This is a genomic window from Haloarcula sp. CBA1115 (assembly GCF_000827835.1).
Lineage (GTDB): Archaea > Halobacteriota > Halobacteria > Halobacteriales > Haloarculaceae > Haloarcula > Haloarcula hispanica.
Map to the genome: position 1 here is coordinate 559,790 of NZ_CP010529.1, position 15,160 is coordinate 574,949.

Annotated in this window: 15 protein-coding genes and 1 tRNA gene; 12 read left to right on the top strand and 4 right to left on the bottom strand. The window is 59.1% G+C overall.

All coding sequences use genetic code 11. The features are described 5' to 3' along the window. Positions 1 to 4: 4 nt before the first annotated feature. The 9 genes from SG26_RS02620 to SG26_RS02660 all read left to right on the top strand — a co-directional run bounded on the left by SG26_RS02620 (position 5) and on the right by SG26_RS02660 (position 9,676). Positions 5 to 1,687 carry an NADH-quinone oxidoreductase subunit D gene (locus SG26_RS02620; protein ID WP_014040785.1) on the top strand — a complete coding sequence of 561 codons (1,683 nt, stop codon included), beginning with the start codon at positions 5 to 7 and terminating at the stop codon, positions 1,685 to 1,687. Then, positions 1,687 to 2,727 (top strand): complex I subunit 1 family protein, encoded by a 1,041-nt coding sequence (locus SG26_RS02625; protein ID WP_014040786.1) that lies wholly within the window; start codon positions 1,687 to 1,689, stop codon positions 2,725 to 2,727. Before SG26_RS02620 ends, SG26_RS02625 begins: the two co-directional genes overlap by 1 nt. A 46-nt stretch (positions 2,728 to 2,773) precedes the next feature. Continuing rightward, positions 2,774 to 3,235, top strand: coding sequence for an NADH-quinone oxidoreductase subunit I (locus tag SG26_RS02630; protein WP_004518194.1), 462 nt, complete (start codon positions 2,774 to 2,776; stop codon positions 3,233 to 3,235). Between the two features lie 293 nt (positions 3,236 to 3,528). Next, on the top strand, positions 3,529 to 3,798 hold the full coding sequence (locus SG26_RS02635; protein ID WP_004591678.1) for an NADH-quinone oxidoreductase subunit J: 270 nt from the start codon (positions 3,529 to 3,531) through the stop codon (positions 3,796 to 3,798). Next, on the top strand, positions 3,795 to 4,193 hold the full coding sequence (locus SG26_RS02640) for an NADH-quinone oxidoreductase subunit J (RefSeq protein WP_014040787.1): 399 nt from the start codon (positions 3,795 to 3,797) through the stop codon (positions 4,191 to 4,193). The genes SG26_RS02635 and SG26_RS02640 overlap by 4 nt, the downstream gene beginning before the upstream one ends. After that, entirely contained in the window at positions 4,190 to 4,492 is a 303-nt protein-coding gene (gene nuoK, locus SG26_RS02645) for an NADH-quinone oxidoreductase subunit NuoK (protein WP_014040788.1), read from the top strand. The genes SG26_RS02640 and nuoK overlap by 4 nt, the downstream gene beginning before the upstream one ends. A 3-nt stretch (positions 4,493 to 4,495) precedes the next feature. Next, positions 4,496 to 6,589: an NADH-quinone oxidoreductase subunit L gene (nuoL, locus tag SG26_RS02650; protein WP_050036766.1), complete on the top strand. Its 2,094-nt coding sequence runs from the start codon at positions 4,496 to 4,498 to the stop codon at positions 6,587 to 6,589. Beyond that, positions 6,590 to 8,125 (top strand): NuoM family protein, encoded by a 1,536-nt coding sequence (locus SG26_RS02655; RefSeq protein ID WP_014040790.1) that lies wholly within the window; start codon positions 6,590 to 6,592, stop codon positions 8,123 to 8,125. Then, positions 8,126 to 9,676: an NADH-quinone oxidoreductase subunit N gene (locus tag SG26_RS02660; RefSeq protein ID WP_014040791.1), complete on the top strand. Its 1,551-nt coding sequence runs from the start codon at positions 8,126 to 8,128 to the stop codon at positions 9,674 to 9,676. It begins immediately after the preceding gene. Between the two features lie 45 nt (positions 9,677 to 9,721). Here the strand turns inward: SG26_RS02660 and SG26_RS02665 are convergent, their stop codons facing one another. Then, positions 9,722 to 10,669, bottom strand: a complete 948-nt coding sequence (locus SG26_RS02665) for an MBL fold metallo-hydrolase (protein WP_050036767.1) — start codon at positions 10,667 to 10,669, stop codon at positions 9,722 to 9,724. A 148-nt stretch (positions 10,670 to 10,817) separates the two neighbouring features. On the opposite strand from SG26_RS02665, the gene SG26_RS02670 reads away from it, so the two are divergent. From SG26_RS02670 to SG26_RS02680, 3 genes are all read left to right on the top strand, one after another. After that, positions 10,818 to 11,087, top strand: coding sequence for a hypothetical protein (locus SG26_RS02670; protein ID WP_008313024.1), 270 nt, complete (start codon positions 10,818 to 10,820; stop codon positions 11,085 to 11,087). Between the two features lie 48 nt (positions 11,088 to 11,135). After that, a tRNA-Val gene (locus SG26_RS02675) sits at positions 11,136 to 11,210 on the top strand. Positions 11,211 to 11,540: 330 nt separating this feature from the next. After that, positions 11,541 to 11,852 (top strand): hypothetical protein, encoded by a 312-nt coding sequence (locus SG26_RS02680; protein WP_050036768.1) that lies wholly within the window; start codon positions 11,541 to 11,543, stop codon positions 11,850 to 11,852. A gap of 19 nt (positions 11,853 to 11,871) precedes the next feature. Here SG26_RS02680 and SG26_RS21065 read toward each other — a convergent pair whose 3' ends face one another. The 3 genes from SG26_RS21065 to SG26_RS21070 form a co-directional block, all read right to left on the bottom strand. Beyond that, complete coding sequence (locus SG26_RS21065; RefSeq protein WP_154020785.1) at positions 11,872 to 12,180, bottom strand: hypothetical protein; 309 nt, start codon at positions 12,178 to 12,180, stop codon at positions 11,872 to 11,874. A 1,579-nt stretch (positions 12,181 to 13,759) separates the two neighbouring features. Next, entirely contained in the window at positions 13,760 to 14,068 is a 309-nt protein-coding gene (locus SG26_RS02690) for a hypothetical protein (protein ID WP_050036770.1), read from the bottom strand. 536 nt (positions 14,069 to 14,604) lie between these two features. Next, complete coding sequence (locus SG26_RS21070; protein ID WP_154020786.1) at positions 14,605 to 15,069, bottom strand: hypothetical protein; 465 nt, start codon at positions 15,067 to 15,069, stop codon at positions 14,605 to 14,607. Between the last annotated feature and the right edge of the window lie 91 nt (positions 15,070 to 15,160).

Genomic DNA, 15,160 nt, shown 5'->3' on the forward strand with positions numbered 1-15,160 from the left:
TGCCATGAGTTTAGAAAAACCATCACGCGATACGGCGCTCGACGTCGGCGTTACGGAGGACGGCCTTGATTACGACGCGCTCGCGGACCTGCTCGGGGGCCACGTCCTCGACCGCGAGGAGCACGTCAACGCCGAGGGGTTCGTCATCCGTCCCGACGAGGTCCAGGAAGTCCTCTCGACGCTGAAAGAGGAGGCCGGGTTCGACCACTGCGCCTGTGTCACGGCACAGGAGTACGACGACCGGTACGAATCCATCTACCACCTGCGGAAGTACAACGACCCGACACAGGAGCTGTCGATCGTCGTCCCGTCGCCGAAAGACGACCCGCACAACGAGTCGGCCGCTCGCGTCTACGACACCGCGGACTGGCACGAGCGGGAGGCGTATGACCTGGTCGGGATCGACTACAACGACCACCCGGACCTGCGTCGCATCCTCCTGCCAGAGACCTGGCAGGGCCACCCCCTGAGCCAGGACTACAATCAGGACCAGCCACAGATCGTCTCACTGCGCGAGCACGCGAACCCACTGAAAGACGACAAACGCAGCGAGGACGATCCGGACACGATGTTCGTCAACATCGGCCCGCACCACCCGGCGACCCACGGCGTGCTCCACGTCGAAACGGTGCTCGACGGCGAGCAGATCGCCGACCTCGAACCCGACATCGGCTACCTGCACCGCTGTGAGGAGCAGATGTGCCAGCAGGGCACCTACCGCCACCAGATCATGCCGTACCCCGACCGGTGGGACTACATTTCCGCTGGTATCCTCAACGAATGGGCGTACGCGCGCGCGGCCGAGGACCTCGCGGATATCGAGGTCCCCGAGTACGCGCAGGTCATCCGGACGATGGCGGCGGAGATGTGCCGGATCGCCTCGCACGAGCTTGCGCTGGCGACGTTCGCGCTGGACGTGTTCGGCGACTTCACCGCCGTCTTCCAGTACGGCATCCGCGACCGCGAAATCGTCCAGAACCTGCTGGAAGACCTGACCGGGCAGCGGCTGATGTTCAACTATCTCCGGCTGGGCGGGGTCGCCTGGGACCTACCCGAGCCTCGCGACGAGTACTTCGAGAAGATCCGCGACTTCCTCGACGATCTTCCACACAAGCTCGAAGAGATCCACGACCTCGTCACCGGCAACGAGATCTTCCAGATGCGGTGTGTCGACACCGGCGTCCTCTCGCCGGAGCAAGTCAAACAGTACGGCGCGACCGGTCCCGTGGCACGCGGGTCGGGCGTCGACTACGACATCCGGCGCGACGACCCGTACGGCTACTACGACGAACTCGACTGGAACGTCGTCACCGAGCAGGGCGGCGACAACTTCAGCCGCGTTCTCGTCCGCCTTCGCGAGGTCGAGGAGTCCGCCCGCATCATCGAGCAGTGTGTCGACCTGCTGGAGCAGTGGCCGGAAGACGACCGCGAGATTCAGGCCAACGTCCCGCGGACGCTCCGACCCGACCCCGACAAGGAGATTTACCGCTCCGTCGAAGGTGCAAAGGGCGAACTCGGCATCTACATCCGCTCGGACGGCACGGACAAGCCGGCCCGGTTCAAGATCCGCAGTCCGTGCTTCTCGAACCTGCAGACGCTGCCGGAGATGTCCCAGGGCGAGTACATCCCTGACATGATCGCCTCGCTCGGGAGCCTCGACATCGTACTCGGGGAGGTGGACCGGTAATGCAGTCGGCGCCGTTACCGGAAACGCTCGCGAACCTGCTGGACCTCGACCCCAACAGCACGGCCGTGATGATCGTGCTGAGCCTCGTCGGAGCTGGACTCATCGGGACGCTCATGATGACGAACACGGCGCTTGCCGGTCCGTGGGCGAAGCGAAAGATTACGGCCGCGTTCACCGACCGCATCGCCGTCGACCGTATTGGCCCGTACGGGCTGTTCATTATCGTGGCTGACGCCGTTCGCCTGCTATCGAAGGAACTCATTGTTCCCGAAGGCGTCGACCGACCGGCGTGGGACCTCGCGCCGCTGATTATCGCCAGTACCGCGCTGCTCGGCTTTGCCGTGATTCCGATGGGGAACGGCATTCACCTCGCCGACCCCGAGGTCGGGCTGGCGTACGTGTTCGCCGTGGCCTCGACCACGTCGATCGGTCTCGTGATGGCCGGCTACGCATCGAACAACAAGTACTCGTTCCTTGGCGGGCTGCGCGCCGTCGCGCAGAACCTCGCCTACGAGATCCCGCTCATCCTGACGGGCGCGTCGGTGGTCATCTTCGCCGGTTCGCTCCAGATGAGCGAGATCGTCGCCGCACAGCAGCAGTCGCTGATCGGCCCGCTGCCGTCGTGGTATGCGTTCGTGAACCCCTTCGCGTTCGTGCTGTTCATGATCGCAAACCTCGCGGAGGTCGGCCGGAACCCGTTCGACATCCCCGAAGCGCCGACCGAAATTGTCGCCGGGTATCAGACCGAGTACTCCTCGGTGTACTTCGTCCTGATCTACCTCGGGGAGTTCATCCACATCTTCCTCGGCGGGGCGATCATCGCCACGATCTTCCTCGGTGGGCCGGCCGGTCCGGTCCTGCCCGGCATCGTCTGGTTCCTCATCAAGATCTGGGGCGTCTTCCTGTTCACGCAGTGGGCCCGTTCGGCGGTGCCCCGCGTCCGGATCGATCAGCTTATCGAAATCGGCTGGAAGGGAATGCTGGTGCTCTCGCTGGCGAACCTACTGCTGACCGCGGTTATCGTCGGGGTGACCGTCTGATGACGGCCACGCGAACCGACCCACGAGCGACCGGAGGTGACCTGTCATGATCGGAATCCTGAAATCCATGGCGACGACGATGAAACACGCCCTCGACGGGGAGACGTTCACGGTGGAGTACCCGGACGTCGCCCCCGAGGTGAGCCCCCGCTTCCGCGGCGTCCACAAGTGGAGCCAGGAGCGGTGTATCTGGTGTCGACAGTGTGAGAACGTCTGCCCGAACAACACGATCCAGATCGTGATGGACGAGCAGCGCAACGGCGAGCAGTACAACCTCCACATCGGCCAGTGTATCTACTGCCGGCTGTGTGAGGAAGTCTGCCCGACCGACGCCATTCTCCTGACCCAGAACTTCGAGTTCACCGCGGACACGAAAGACGAGTTCGCCTACGACAAGGAGCAACTCAAAAACGTCCCGTGGTACAAGGACATCGACCCACTCGAGTCACGCGAACCGGACCGGGGCGCGTGGATCGGCGAAGGCGACGGCGAAGTGGACTACCAGTAACTCCTTTTACGACGGCTTTCAGCGGTTCTCTGTCGGGTCAAGCGTCGTTGCTGAACTGTCATCCGTATGTGACTCGCCGAAACGACCGTCCGCTCAGCGAGGCCGACCTTCCAGTATCACTCCCTGGGTAGAGCTACGGGCTCCACCGCTGCAACCCACCAGTTAATTGATAGGTGTTCGCCAGCAGGACGGAAGTGCCCCGAAATATGGGGGCCATACCGGCAAACAGTGGCTCTACTGGCGAGACGAAAGAGGAATCTTCAAAGGGACGCCGCAAAGAGTCTCCAAGTAAGATGGCACTGGCAGAGTCAATTGCGTTCGCGCTGTTCGCTATGGTAACGGTGGGCAGCGCTGCGGGCGTCGTGTTAGTCCGGGACGTCTGGCACTCGGCGCTGTTACTGGGCGTGTCACTCGTCAGCGTCGCAGTGTTCTACGTAATGAACCAGGCGGCGTTCGTCGCAACGATGCAGATCCTGGTGTATGTCGGCGGCGTCCTCGTCCTCATCACCTTCGCGGTGATGCTGACCCGCGAGGACGAGTCGGTGATCGAGGTGACACCATGACCACAAAACCCGAACTACAGACGGAGGGGAGTTTCGTCGCTGGACTGGCCGCAATCGCCCTGTTCGTCGTTCTCGGTGCAGTGTTCATGGGCGTCTCGTTTCCCGCACCAGCGGGCTTCGGCGAGGGAGCGGCGATAACCAAGAGCCTCGGCGCGGCGCTGTTCGATATCGCCCCGAGCGCGATTATGGGCGAGGGTGAGACGGCCGTTCCCGGTGAAGGGTTCCTCGTCGCCTTCGAGGTCATCGACATCGTGCTGGTGGCCGCACTCGTCGGGGCCGTCATGCTCGCTCGCCGCGAGGTCGCCGGCGAGTCGGTCACGCTCGGTGTCGAAACCAAAGAAGACGAAGACGTGCCCGTTGCCGCTGACGGTGGCCCGGGAGGTGACGACTCGTGATTCCGGCCGAGACGTATCTCCTCCTGTCGGCGGCCATATTCTGTATCGGCCTGTTCGGCATCCTCACGCGACGGAACGCGCTCATCTTCCTGATGTCCGTCGAGCTGATGTTGAACGCTGCGAACATCAACCTCGTCGCGTTCTCGCTACAACACGGGAACCTCACCGGCCAGGTGTTCAGCCTGTTCACGATGGCACTCGCCGCCGCGGAGGTCGCCATCGGGATCGGTATCGTCCTGGTCCTGTACCGCAACTTCTCAGACGTGGACGTGACGAAGGCGACGACGATGAGGTGGTAACAGATGGCTGCATTCACATACGCTCCGGCGATTGTCCTGCTGCCGTTCGTATCGTTCCTCGTCGCGCTGTTTGCCGGCGACCGCATGCCGAAAGGCGGCGCGCTCGCGGGCATCACTGCGACGGGTGGATCGCTTCTGCTATCGATCTGGGTCGCGCTGACAGTGGCCGGCGGTGAGGTTCACAATGAGATACTGTACCAGTGGACCACGAGCGTCGAGTCGCTCCAGCTTAACTTCGGACTCCTGCTGGACCCGCTGTCGGCGCTCATGCTGCTTATCGTCTGTCTCATCTCGTTCCTCGTCCACATCTTCTCGCTCGGGTATATGAACGACGAGGGCGAGACCGGTCTCCCGCGCTATTACGCCGGGCTCGGCCTGTTTACGGCGAGCATGCTCGGGTTCGTCGTCGCCAACAACCTCCTGATGGCGTTCATGTTCTTCGAGCTGGTGGGCCTGTGTTCGTACCTGCTCATCGGCTTCTGGTTCCGTGACGACGGCCCGCCGAGCGCCGCGAAGAAGGCGTTCCTGGTCACCCGTTTCGGTGACTACTTCTTCCTCATCGGCGTCGTCGGCATCTTCGCCACCTTCGGGACCGGTCTCTTCGCCCCCATTACGCAGGGCGGCGAAGTGGTCGCCGAGAGCTTCCCGATGCTTGCCGAACACGCCATCGTCGACGGCGAGACCGAAGGCATCGCGATGCTTGAGACAGTCGGCATGGAGCCACAGCAATGGTTCACCGTGCTCGGCCTGCTCGTGCTGGGCGGCGTCGTCGGCAAGTCCGCGCAGTTCCCGCTGCACACGTGGCTGCCCGACGCCATGGAAGGTCCGACGCCGGTCTCGGCCCTGATTCACGCAGCGACGATGGTCGCAGCTGGTGTGTACCTCGTCGCGCGTATGTACGGCTTCTACGCGCTTTCGCCGACGGCACTGGCCGTCATCGCCCTTATCGGCGGCTTCACCGCGTTGTTCGCGGCGACGATGGGTCTGGTCAAACAGGAGATCAAGCAGGTACTCGCGTACTCCACCATTTCCCAGTACGGGTACATGATGCTCGCGCTGGGCTCGGGTGGCTACATCGCTGCCGTCTTCCACCTGACGACCCACGCCGTGTTCAAGGCGCTCCTGTTCCTCGGCGCGGGGTCGGTCATCATTGCCATGCACCACAACGAGAATATGTGGGACATGGGCGGCCTGAAAGACCGGATGCCGGTGACCTACTGGACGTTCCTTGCCGGCTCGCTCGCGCTCGCTGGTATCGTTCCCTTCGCCGGCTTCTGGTCCAAAGACGAGGTGCTGTACGAGGCGCTTATCCACGGCTTCGGCACTGAGGGTGGTCTCGGAACGGCCTACCTCGTCGCGTACGCGATGGGGCTGCTGGCCGTGTTCTTCACCGGCTTCTACACCTTCCGGATGGTGTACCTGACCTTCCACGGTGACGCCCGCTCGGACACCGCGCGTGACCCCGAGCCCGTCCGCTGGAATGTCAAGGGCCCGCTGACGGTGCTTGGGATTCTCGCGACGACGATCGGGTTTATCAACATGGCTCCGGTCGCGAAGCTCACCGGTGCCCACATCGACTTCCTCCACAAGTGGCTGACCGGGCCGGAGAACGGTGGCTGGCCTGCGGCGCTCAACACTGGACTGCACCACTACGAGGGTCTCCTGCACGATGTTTCACACGTTGTGAAGGGCTACCCGCTTGGAGAGACGCCGACACTGCTCGCTTCTGCAGGCGTCTCGCTCGGGCTGGCACTCGCCGGTGTGTTCGTCGCTCGGAGCCTCTATGCCGGTGCCGACCCGGTCGAGCATACGGACAAGCTTGGCGGTCTGAAGACGCTACTCATGCACAACTACTACCAGGACGAATATCAGGTGTGGCTCGCGACGGGTGTCACCTACCCGCTCGCCCGTGTGATGAACAAGTTTGACCAGGGTGTCGTCGACGGCGTCGTCAACGGCATCTCCAGCGTGAGCCTGTTCGGCGGCAGCCGCATCCGACGCATCCAGTCCGGCGTCGTCAGCAACTACGCGACGCTGCTGACGCTTGGACTCGTGCTCTTGCTTGCTGCCTTCGGCATCATGGGAGGGTGGTTCTAGATGTGGGTCGCTGCACTGCTGCTCGTGACCCTGCTGGGAACCGGCCTCGTGTTCCTCTCGCCTGACCGGTACGCCGGAAAGCTCGCCGCGGCCGTCAGTGCGGTGCCGGCGCTTGGCAGCATCTACATGTATTGGGTGTACCTCACGCAGTACGGCGGGACGGGCAACGCACTGCTGTCGCCCGCCGACATCGCGTTCGGCCAGCAGATCCCGTGGATCACGCTGGGTGAGCTGGAAGTGTCGTACTACGTCGGCCTCGACGGCATCAGCATGCCGCTGCTCGCGCTGACGACGGTGCTGACGACGCTCGCCATCGTGTCCGCGTGGACGCCCATCGACGAGCGCCAGTCCCAGTTCTACGGGCTGATGCTGTTCATGGAAGTGAGCCTCATCGGCGTGTTCTCCGCGCTCGATTTCTTCCTCTGGTTCGTCTTCTGGGAGGGCGTCCTCATCCCGATGTACCTGCTCATCGGTGTCTGGGGCGGCCCGCGCCGGAAGTACGCCGCGATCAAGTTCTTCGTCTACACGAACGTGGCGTCGCTGATCATGTTCGCGGGGCTGTTCGCGCTCGTGTTCAGCACCGACCTCACGTCGCTGTCCCTGCCCGCGATGGCCGAGGCGTTCCGCACCGCGAGCGGGCTGCCGACCATCGCCGGCGTGAACCTGATGACCATCTCGTTTATCCTGATGTTCTTCGGGTTCGCGGTGAAGGTGCCCGTCTTCCCGCTGCACACATGGCTGCCCGACGCACACGTCGAGGCCCCGACGCCGGTGTCGGTCATGCTGGCCGGTGTCCTGCTGAAGATGGGGACCTACGCGCTGCTGCGGTTCAACTTCACGATGCTCGCTGACACGGCGCGCCAGCTCGCCGTTCCGCTGGCTATCATCGGCGTTGTCAGCGTCATCTACGGCGCGATGCTCGCGCTGGCACAGCGTGACCTCAAACGCATCGTCGCCTACTCCTCGATTTCGTCGATGGGCTACGTCATCCTGGGCCTGGTCGCGTTCACGCCCTACGGCATGGGCGGGGCGACCTTCCAGATGATCGCCCACGGCCTCATCTCGGGGCTGATGTTCATGTGTGTCGGCGTTATCTACAACACGACGCACACGCGCATGGTCGGCGACATGTCCGGCCTCGCGGACCGCATGCCCTGGACGGTTGGCATCTTCGTCGCCGCCGCCTTCGGCTACATGGGCCTGCCGCTGATGGCCGGCTTCGCCGGGGAGTACTTCATCTTCCAGGGTTCGTTCAACGCGCCGACACTCGGCGGGGCTGCACCGGTGTTAACCTCGCTGGCGATGTTCGGCATCGTCATCGTGGCCGGCTACCTGCTGTGGGCCATGCAGCGCACGCTGTTCGGGGCCTTCAGTCTGGAGACGGACTACGAGGTCAGCCCGGCCGCGTTCCACGACGTCGCGCCGCTGGCCGTGTTGCTCCTGCTGGTCATCGCACTCGGTGTCGCACCGGACCTCTCCTTTGCCATGATACAGGACTCGATTTCACCGGTTCTCGAAATCGGAGGTGGTGCATAGATGGTCGCACTCCCTGACTGGATGGCGCTCGCCCCGGCACTTTCGCTGGGCCTCGCCTCTCTGGTGTTGCTGCTAGCGGACTCGATCGACCCGGACACGACGAACACGGGGCTTCTGGCCGGCATCTCGGTGCTCGGCTCCCTGCTTTCCTTCGGGTTCGCCGGCTGGTTTATCACCGCCGGCACCGGCATCGCCGATAGCACTGGCGTCGCACTGTTCAACAACCAGCTCGTCGTCGATCAGATGGCCCTGTTTTTCATGGCCATCGTCGGCAGCGTCACGACGCTGGTCGTGCTCGCGAGCTACGACTACGTCGCCGAACACAGCTACCAGGCCGAGTTCTTCGCGCTGGTCCTGCTGTCCGCGACCGGGATGAGCCTCCTGAGCGCGGCCAACAGCCTGGCGACGGCCTTCGTCGCACTCGAACTTGTCTCCCTGCCGTCCTACGCACTCGTCGCCTTCCTCAAGGAGAACAAGGGCAGCGTCGAGGCGGGATTGAAGTACTTCCTCATCGGCGCAGTGTCCTCGGCGGTGCTCGCCTACGGTATCTCGCTTGTGTACGCTGCGACGGGCGTCCTTCGATTCGACGGCGTCGCGACGGCCATTTCCAGTGGCACGGTCCAGACCATCGTCGACGGGTCGGTTCAGGCCCAGTCCGGTGAGCCTGCCGTCCCGATGGCTATCCTCGGCGTCGGTATCCTGATGATTATCGGCGGCGTCGCGTTCAAGACGGCTTCCGTGCCGTTCCACTTCTGGGCACCCGAGGCGTACGAGGGCGCGCCAGCGCCGATCTCGGCGTTCCTCTCCTCGGCGTCGAAGGCCGCCGGCTTCGTGCTGGCGTTCCGCGTCTTCGCCGTCGCCTTCCCGATCGGTGACCTGCTCGCCGCCGGCGGCGCGATCAACTGGGTGATGGCGTTCCAGATCCTCGCCATCGCGACGATGTTCATCGGGAACTTCGCCGCCGCGACCCAGGAGACGGTCAAGCGGATGCTGGCCTACTCCAGTGTCGGCCACGCCGGCTACGTCCTCATCGGACTCGCCGCCGTGTCCGGTTCCGGTGAGGGACTGAGTCTCAGCATGAGTGCGGGGATGTCCCACCTGCTCGTCTACGGCTTCATGAACACGGGAGCGTTCCTGTTCATCGCGCTAGCCGAGTACTGGGGCGTCGGCCGCCGCTTCGAGGACTACAACGGCCTCGGCAAGGAAGCGCCGGTCGCCTGCGCGGCGATGACGGTGTTCCTGTTCAGCCTCGCCGGCCTGCCGATCGGCGGCGGGTTCTTCTCGAAGTTCTACCTGTTCCAGGCGACGCTCAACGTCAGCGCGTGGTCGCTGGCCGCCGCGCTCATCATCAACAGCGCGCTCAGCCTGTTCTACTACTCTCGCGTCGTCAAGGCGATGTGGATCGAGGAACCGACCGGCAGCCGGACCATCGAGTCGTACCCGATGGGGCTGTACACCGCTGTGGTGGGCGCCGCCATCGTGACGGTGCTCCTGCTGCCCGGCTTCAACCGCGTCTCCGAGATCGCGTTCCAGGCAGCGCAGTTGCTGTAGTCTGACGCCTGGCTATTTTCTTTCTCACACGCTTGTTAGCGAGGCTTACGCCGACTCGTAGACGAACACGCCGCCACTCTCGCGCTTCTCGACGCGGTCGGTGACTTCGAGTACGTCCAGGTGGCCGACAGCCTCGCTCATCCCAGCGAAGTACTCCGTAGCGGGCAGGTCCCCGAACAGCGCCGTCATCACGTCACTGGGTGTCGTCGCCCCGCCGGAGACGATGTCGGCGACCTCCGCGGTGCGCTGGTCGTGTTCCGCGAGGATGTCGTCGATGCGTTCCTGCGGTGATGCAACGGGCTCGCGGTGGCCGGTGAGAAAACGGTCGTGGCCCTGCTCGCGGAGCCACCGGAGCGAGTCGTTGAACGCCGGCAGCACCTGCGGGCGCGTCCCGCTCTCGTCGGGCACCTGCAGGAACGGGTTGGGCGTGATGTCGCCCAGCACGTTGTCGCCGACGATCGCCTCACGGCGACCCTGAAAGTCGTACGAGAAGATGATTTCGCCGGCGGAGTGGCCCTGTACGGTGTCGACCGTGAGTTCTGTGTCGTCGACGGTAGCGATATCACCAGCCGCGAGCGCGCGGTCGGTATCGACGCTCTGGGCGTAGGGCAGGAACGCTTCCGGTAGCTGTGTGACCGTCTCGGCAGTCTCGCGTGAGACGCCACACCGCTCGAAGAAATCCGCGAAATAGGACTGTTCAGTGTGTAGCTGCGCCGCGAAATCGCGCATGATATCGGCTGCCGGCTCGCTGGCGAGGACACGCGCCCCCCGCTCGGCGAACCGGTTTGCCATGCCGAAATGGTCCGGATGCGGATGTGTGACCAGTACCTGCTCGATGTCATCCGGCGACAGCTCGCGTGCTTCAAGCGCCTCAGCCAGACGCGACCACGCTTCCTCGCTGTCGGGTCCCGGATCGACGATGGTTCGTCGCGCGATATATGCATTGACTGGCCCGACCTGAAACGGCGTGGGAATCGATACCCGTGTGAACATGTCTCCCCGTTGCAGGTGCCGGCGCAAAACAGTTCGTACCCGCGGGACACGTTTACCATCGTGGCCGCTCGCAGTCCCTCGATCAGCCGTGATTGGGCACTGTGTTCCGGGCACAAGAGATATATTCGTCCTTCGCGTAAGGTCATATATGAACAAGCACTTCGAAGACGCACGATACTACCTGAAGCGCGCCGGCAAGACCGCCACCAAGGGCGTCAAGGAAGAACTCGAACCGGTCGAGGAACGGTTCCGAGAACTTACTGGGAAGGAAGCCGAGCCCGAACCCAGCCGACTGGAGGCCGTCAAGGCTGACCTGAAAGAACTGCAGGGGAAAGCCGAAGGCGAAGCCGAGGAAGCGATCGCTGACGCCCGCAAAAAGATCGGCGAGTACCGCGGGAAGGAAGAGCCGGAAGCGTAGTCGGAAAGCAATTCTTAAGGGATACGCTCGAATAGAGTCGAGTGCATCGGGTTGGTGATCTAGTTCGGTTATGATACCTCCTTCACACGGAGGAAGTCGGCGGTTCGAATCCGCCCCAACCCACTTGCCTTCTTGATGGAGTGAAAGGACAGGACAGCAGTGGTACGCTTATAGGCTCCCTGTCCAAGCGCCCCCTCATTCGGCCAAGTCTCCGATTCGACTCACGCGAGCGTTTCCACTTGGACAACACTCAGGCAGGGGCAAAAAAGTTTGGATGAAACGAACTGAGAGACTGTTAGCGGATTTTTTAAAGGGCGAGAATCTGTCTCAGGCCCATTCGGGGCCACCCAGCGAGAGAGCAAAATCTGACGTGCAACCCAAAATCACCCCTTTTGCTAATTACTGTCTCACTATGGGAGTACAAATATCTGTCAGGGATGGGAAACCGAAGTTATGGCTGGGAATGCACCTACGGAATGGAATAAAGAAGACAGTCGAGTCTATCAGCACAACGAATGGGATGTGAAAGTGAAAATCATCCCCGCCGGGGATGAACCAGAGGAATCGAAGGTGCAGTTTATCGACCAAGGAACTCCGATGAAAATCAACAACCTGCAACCGACAGAAAAGGATGCAGATAATCTTGCGCACGACGTGATGGAAACATTCAATGAAAAATATCTTGAAACATTGCCCGAAGTGGAATCTACAAGCAAATCTATCTCCTTGGCAGTCAGAGAGACGATTGACGCATACGAGAATTAAATCTCATTGTTGAGGAGTGTTAATCTAAAAACACATATCCAATCGCACCGATAACCATTAATATTCCAGATATTTCTAACAATAGTCCAATTATATCCGAGTTACGTTCTTTCCAACTAAGTTTTCCTCCGGGCACAAACTGAGTATGTGTCTTCTGATTTTTCCAACGACCGACACCGTACAGGAACATACCAAATCCAGTTGCAGCCATTATCTCATTAGAAACGACTTGTAAATCTACAGTCAAGGATAGAATCACGATAATTCCGCCAAGATATGTTACAGCTTTAAACCACGTATCAAGATTCAGATTATCGAAATATCCCATTTTGTGGGCTTACTACCTGCCGACTAATCAATTTCCATCCTTTGCTTGGGCTAAGGCCCAAGCGGATAAACACACTCGCCCCTTTCCGAGGAAAGCCTTAGTCCTGAAAGCTCCACTTCGACGTGCCTAACACTGTCACCTGAGCCGGAGCTTCCCGTTCGGAATGAATCGCCATCCCGAATACGACGAATTTGTAGCCCTTCCTGTGGGGAGCGAGTTTCAATCTCGTGTCGCTCTATCCACCTGTACACTTCCACATATGACGTGTCAAACCGTTCAGTAATTTGGGGGATAAACACAGCACCGCCAAAACATCATAAATTTGATATTGGCTGTATCATATTTCTTACTGTATGAACCGATAATACCACCAGCTCATAAAAAGTAACACAAAAAAGTATATGCTTTGGGAAGCTCACTTTACCAAGTTACTCTACAAAGTACCTTATTGTCTGCTGTGGTGTCTACATACTGCTATCTATGTACAGTACAACGTATCTACCCCCAATACTGGTTGCTGCTGTTGCTGTTGCTGTGCCTTTTAGTGGGGCGGAGTGTGTTCAACCCCCATAGGATAGCTCCCTTTAACAAGCTCTCATAGCTCTCACGACAACCACCATACTCTCTGCCGACTGTAACCCCTACTCCCACAACCTACACGCTTCCACAATGAGCCGTCTGCTGTCGCTTGTGAGTGGCTTCGAGGGTAGGGGAAGGAAAGTATCCTGTTGTAATCAGCAATGCTCTCACGACAGCCTGAGAGCCTGCCAGCTTGTGCGCAGCTGTTGGCTTCCGCAATTAGTGGGGACGGTTGGCCTACAGTTTGCTCTCTTAGCTCCGTGAGTGGGGCAAGAATCCGCTAAGATATTTTCCGAGTGGTTTCCACCATATGTAAGCAAAAACTATTCTGGCGGCAATCTGAGCCGGTAATAACCAAATCAAAAAAGTGACGGCTGAATACCTGAGACTGTAGTTTTGCCACTATATCAGCTTTATTAAGTAAAACAAATCAGACTGCTTACCTTCTACCTTCGACAAGCTGGACAGGCTCGCCGGGTTCGGTGGGTTCATTCGACTGCCGTACACGGGTTTTCGCATTATCGGGGCCTACCACGACAATAGAGCCTGTCTGTTCGTCGCAGTGTGCGCGATAGTTTTCAGACTCATAGACTCGAATTTTAGGGTTTAGAAGCCCATTGGTAAAGTATTCGTGGGAATACGTTAGCTCTTCCCGTTATACTCAAATGAAATGTTAAGTGGCTTCATATTTCAATCCTCCTGCGACGTGAAATTACCGTTTGCGTCCCTGTCCCGCACAATCTCAAGCATTCCATCGTCTGACGGCTGTAGCTCTGCCCCGTCTGCCCACCGCTCCGACAGGTTGGATTCATTACCAATGAGTACCTGTAGGATATGCTCACCTACGGGGCCATTGCTGGCAAACGTCCCGTCACTGCTACGTTGTCGGGTAAATTCTCGCTTCCCAATGTCGGAAAGAATTTCATCGCGTAGTTTCTCGAATGTCTCAATCGGAATGTCAACTTGTATAGACTCTCGACGTGCCATTGTGATACCTCAATTAGTTAAAGTGTTTCTCGCGTAGCTCTTCCTGCTTTGCTGCTACGTCGTCGTCTGCGGTGTCTGTGGGGCGGCTGTGTTCACTCGTCTCTGCCACCGAAGTATCCCCGTCTTCAAGCCCAAGTCGCTCTCTGGTACGTTCTTGAGCCTCTGAGACACGGCTGTTGTTCTCTGATACCTCGTCAATATGAGCCTCAAGAGCCTCTGCGAGCAATGTAACAGGATTGTCGGTGTCAGACGCTTTGCGTGCCAATGCTACAATTTCCGCCAACTGTTCGGGATTGTCAACTGTGATTTTCTTCTTTGTCATAGTTATTACTATTACTGATATTCGCTAAGTAGTGCGCTTACACTTTCTCCGTTCGGTACAGAGTCAGTACCGAAATACTGTTCTTGAAATTCTACAAGAGCCTGATACGTTTCAGGCTTCAATGCAATGTGGTGGTACTCAGTCATTATGGGATACCTCCATATCCCTATCCGGTTCGGCAGGTAGCAACCTTCTACCCACCGAATCCGGGGGATACGGAATTGAGGTATGCGAGCGATGAACCGCTCGAATCCTGTCGTATCGGACGACGAATGCCGGTTACAACCCACCGGCAGGGGGCAAACACTATGTCGCAGAGCTTCGAGCGAGCTTGAGGAGCACGTCGAAGAGTTGCGCGAGTCCAACCCCCTGATTGACTCAGGCTCAGGGGTAGCCTGTGATTGATGGAATGAACAGTCGGACGATAGCAGACTGTTCTGCGAGCCGGGGAAATCCCCGACTCATAATGCTTGTAATTACGGTTATGGTTTAAATAGATTAAAAATAGCTTGAATAACTGTCGTTGAATATTTCCGCTAAATCAGTCCTAAACGCTCAAGCTCATCAATACCAGCAGGATTTACTTCATATTCGTAGTTATTATTGCTGTTTTTCTCGTCACTTCTATCAACAAGCCTTCTGCTATACAAATCGGACATAGCAGCATAGACAGTACCTTCTGGAAGGTCAACCGTCTTTAGAACTTCTTTGGTTGCAACCGGCCAATCGTCTGAAAGGCTGTTCAAACCAGCCAATACCTTTGAATGAGAGGTTCCACCTCTAATTCCTTGTAACTCTCTATCATCCGATTTGGAACTATCTGATTTCTCAGAACCGCTATTTGTGGTTTCTTTGGGTTCGCTATCGTGGATTTCGTCTATTTCCACATAGATTCTCTCAGCAGTCCCATCAATACTGTAGCTGCCAAGAATGTCTTGAGCGCGTTCTAAGGACTTTTCTCCGTTGAATTCGAATGTCGTTCGGTTACTATCTGACGACATAGCTTCTGCTTTGGGGGCATAGGGCATAAAGGTCGGGGTTGTATTGCTCTATAGCCAAATTAGGCTCTAACTGGCTCAAATCTCGACAATA

Excerpts from the sequence above, each read along its gene's own strand:
- SG26_RS02620 (WP_014040785.1), top strand. The coding sequence starts at position 5 with ATGAGTTTAGAAAAACCATCACGCGATACGGCGCTCGACGTCGGCGTT.
- SG26_RS02625 (WP_014040786.1), top strand. The coding sequence starts at position 1,687 with ATGCAGTCGGCGCCGTTACCGGAAACGCTCGCGAACCTGCTGGACCTC.
- SG26_RS02630 (WP_004518194.1), top strand. The coding sequence starts at position 2,774 with ATGATCGGAATCCTGAAATCCATGGCGACGACGATGAAACACGCCCTC.
- SG26_RS02635 (WP_004591678.1), top strand. The coding sequence starts at position 3,529 with ATGGCACTGGCAGAGTCAATTGCGTTCGCGCTGTTCGCTATGGTAACG.
- SG26_RS02640 (WP_014040787.1), top strand. The coding sequence starts at position 3,795 with ATGACCACAAAACCCGAACTACAGACGGAGGGGAGTTTCGTCGCTGGA.
- nuoL (WP_050036766.1), top strand. The coding sequence starts at position 4,496 with ATGGCTGCATTCACATACGCTCCGGCGATTGTCCTGCTGCCGTTCGTA.
- SG26_RS02655 (WP_014040790.1), top strand. The coding sequence starts at position 6,590 with ATGTGGGTCGCTGCACTGCTGCTCGTGACCCTGCTGGGAACCGGCCTC.
- SG26_RS02660 (WP_014040791.1), top strand. The coding sequence starts at position 8,126 with ATGGTCGCACTCCCTGACTGGATGGCGCTCGCCCCGGCACTTTCGCTG.
- SG26_RS02665 (WP_050036767.1), bottom strand. The coding sequence starts at position 10,669 with ATGTTCACACGGGTATCGATTCCCACGCCGTTTCAGGTCGGGCCAGTC.
- SG26_RS02670 (WP_008313024.1), top strand. The coding sequence starts at position 10,818 with ATGAACAAGCACTTCGAAGACGCACGATACTACCTGAAGCGCGCCGGC.
- SG26_RS02680 (WP_050036768.1), top strand. The coding sequence starts at position 11,541 with ATGGCTGGGAATGCACCTACGGAATGGAATAAAGAAGACAGTCGAGTC.
- SG26_RS21065 (WP_154020785.1), bottom strand. The coding sequence starts at position 12,180 with ATGGGATATTTCGATAATCTGAATCTTGATACGTGGTTTAAAGCTGTA.
- SG26_RS02690 (WP_050036770.1), bottom strand. The coding sequence starts at position 14,068 with ATGACAAAGAAGAAAATCACAGTTGACAATCCCGAACAGTTGGCGGAA.
- SG26_RS21070 (WP_154020786.1), bottom strand. The coding sequence starts at position 15,069 with ATGTCGTCAGATAGTAACCGAACGACATTCGAATTCAACGGAGAAAAG.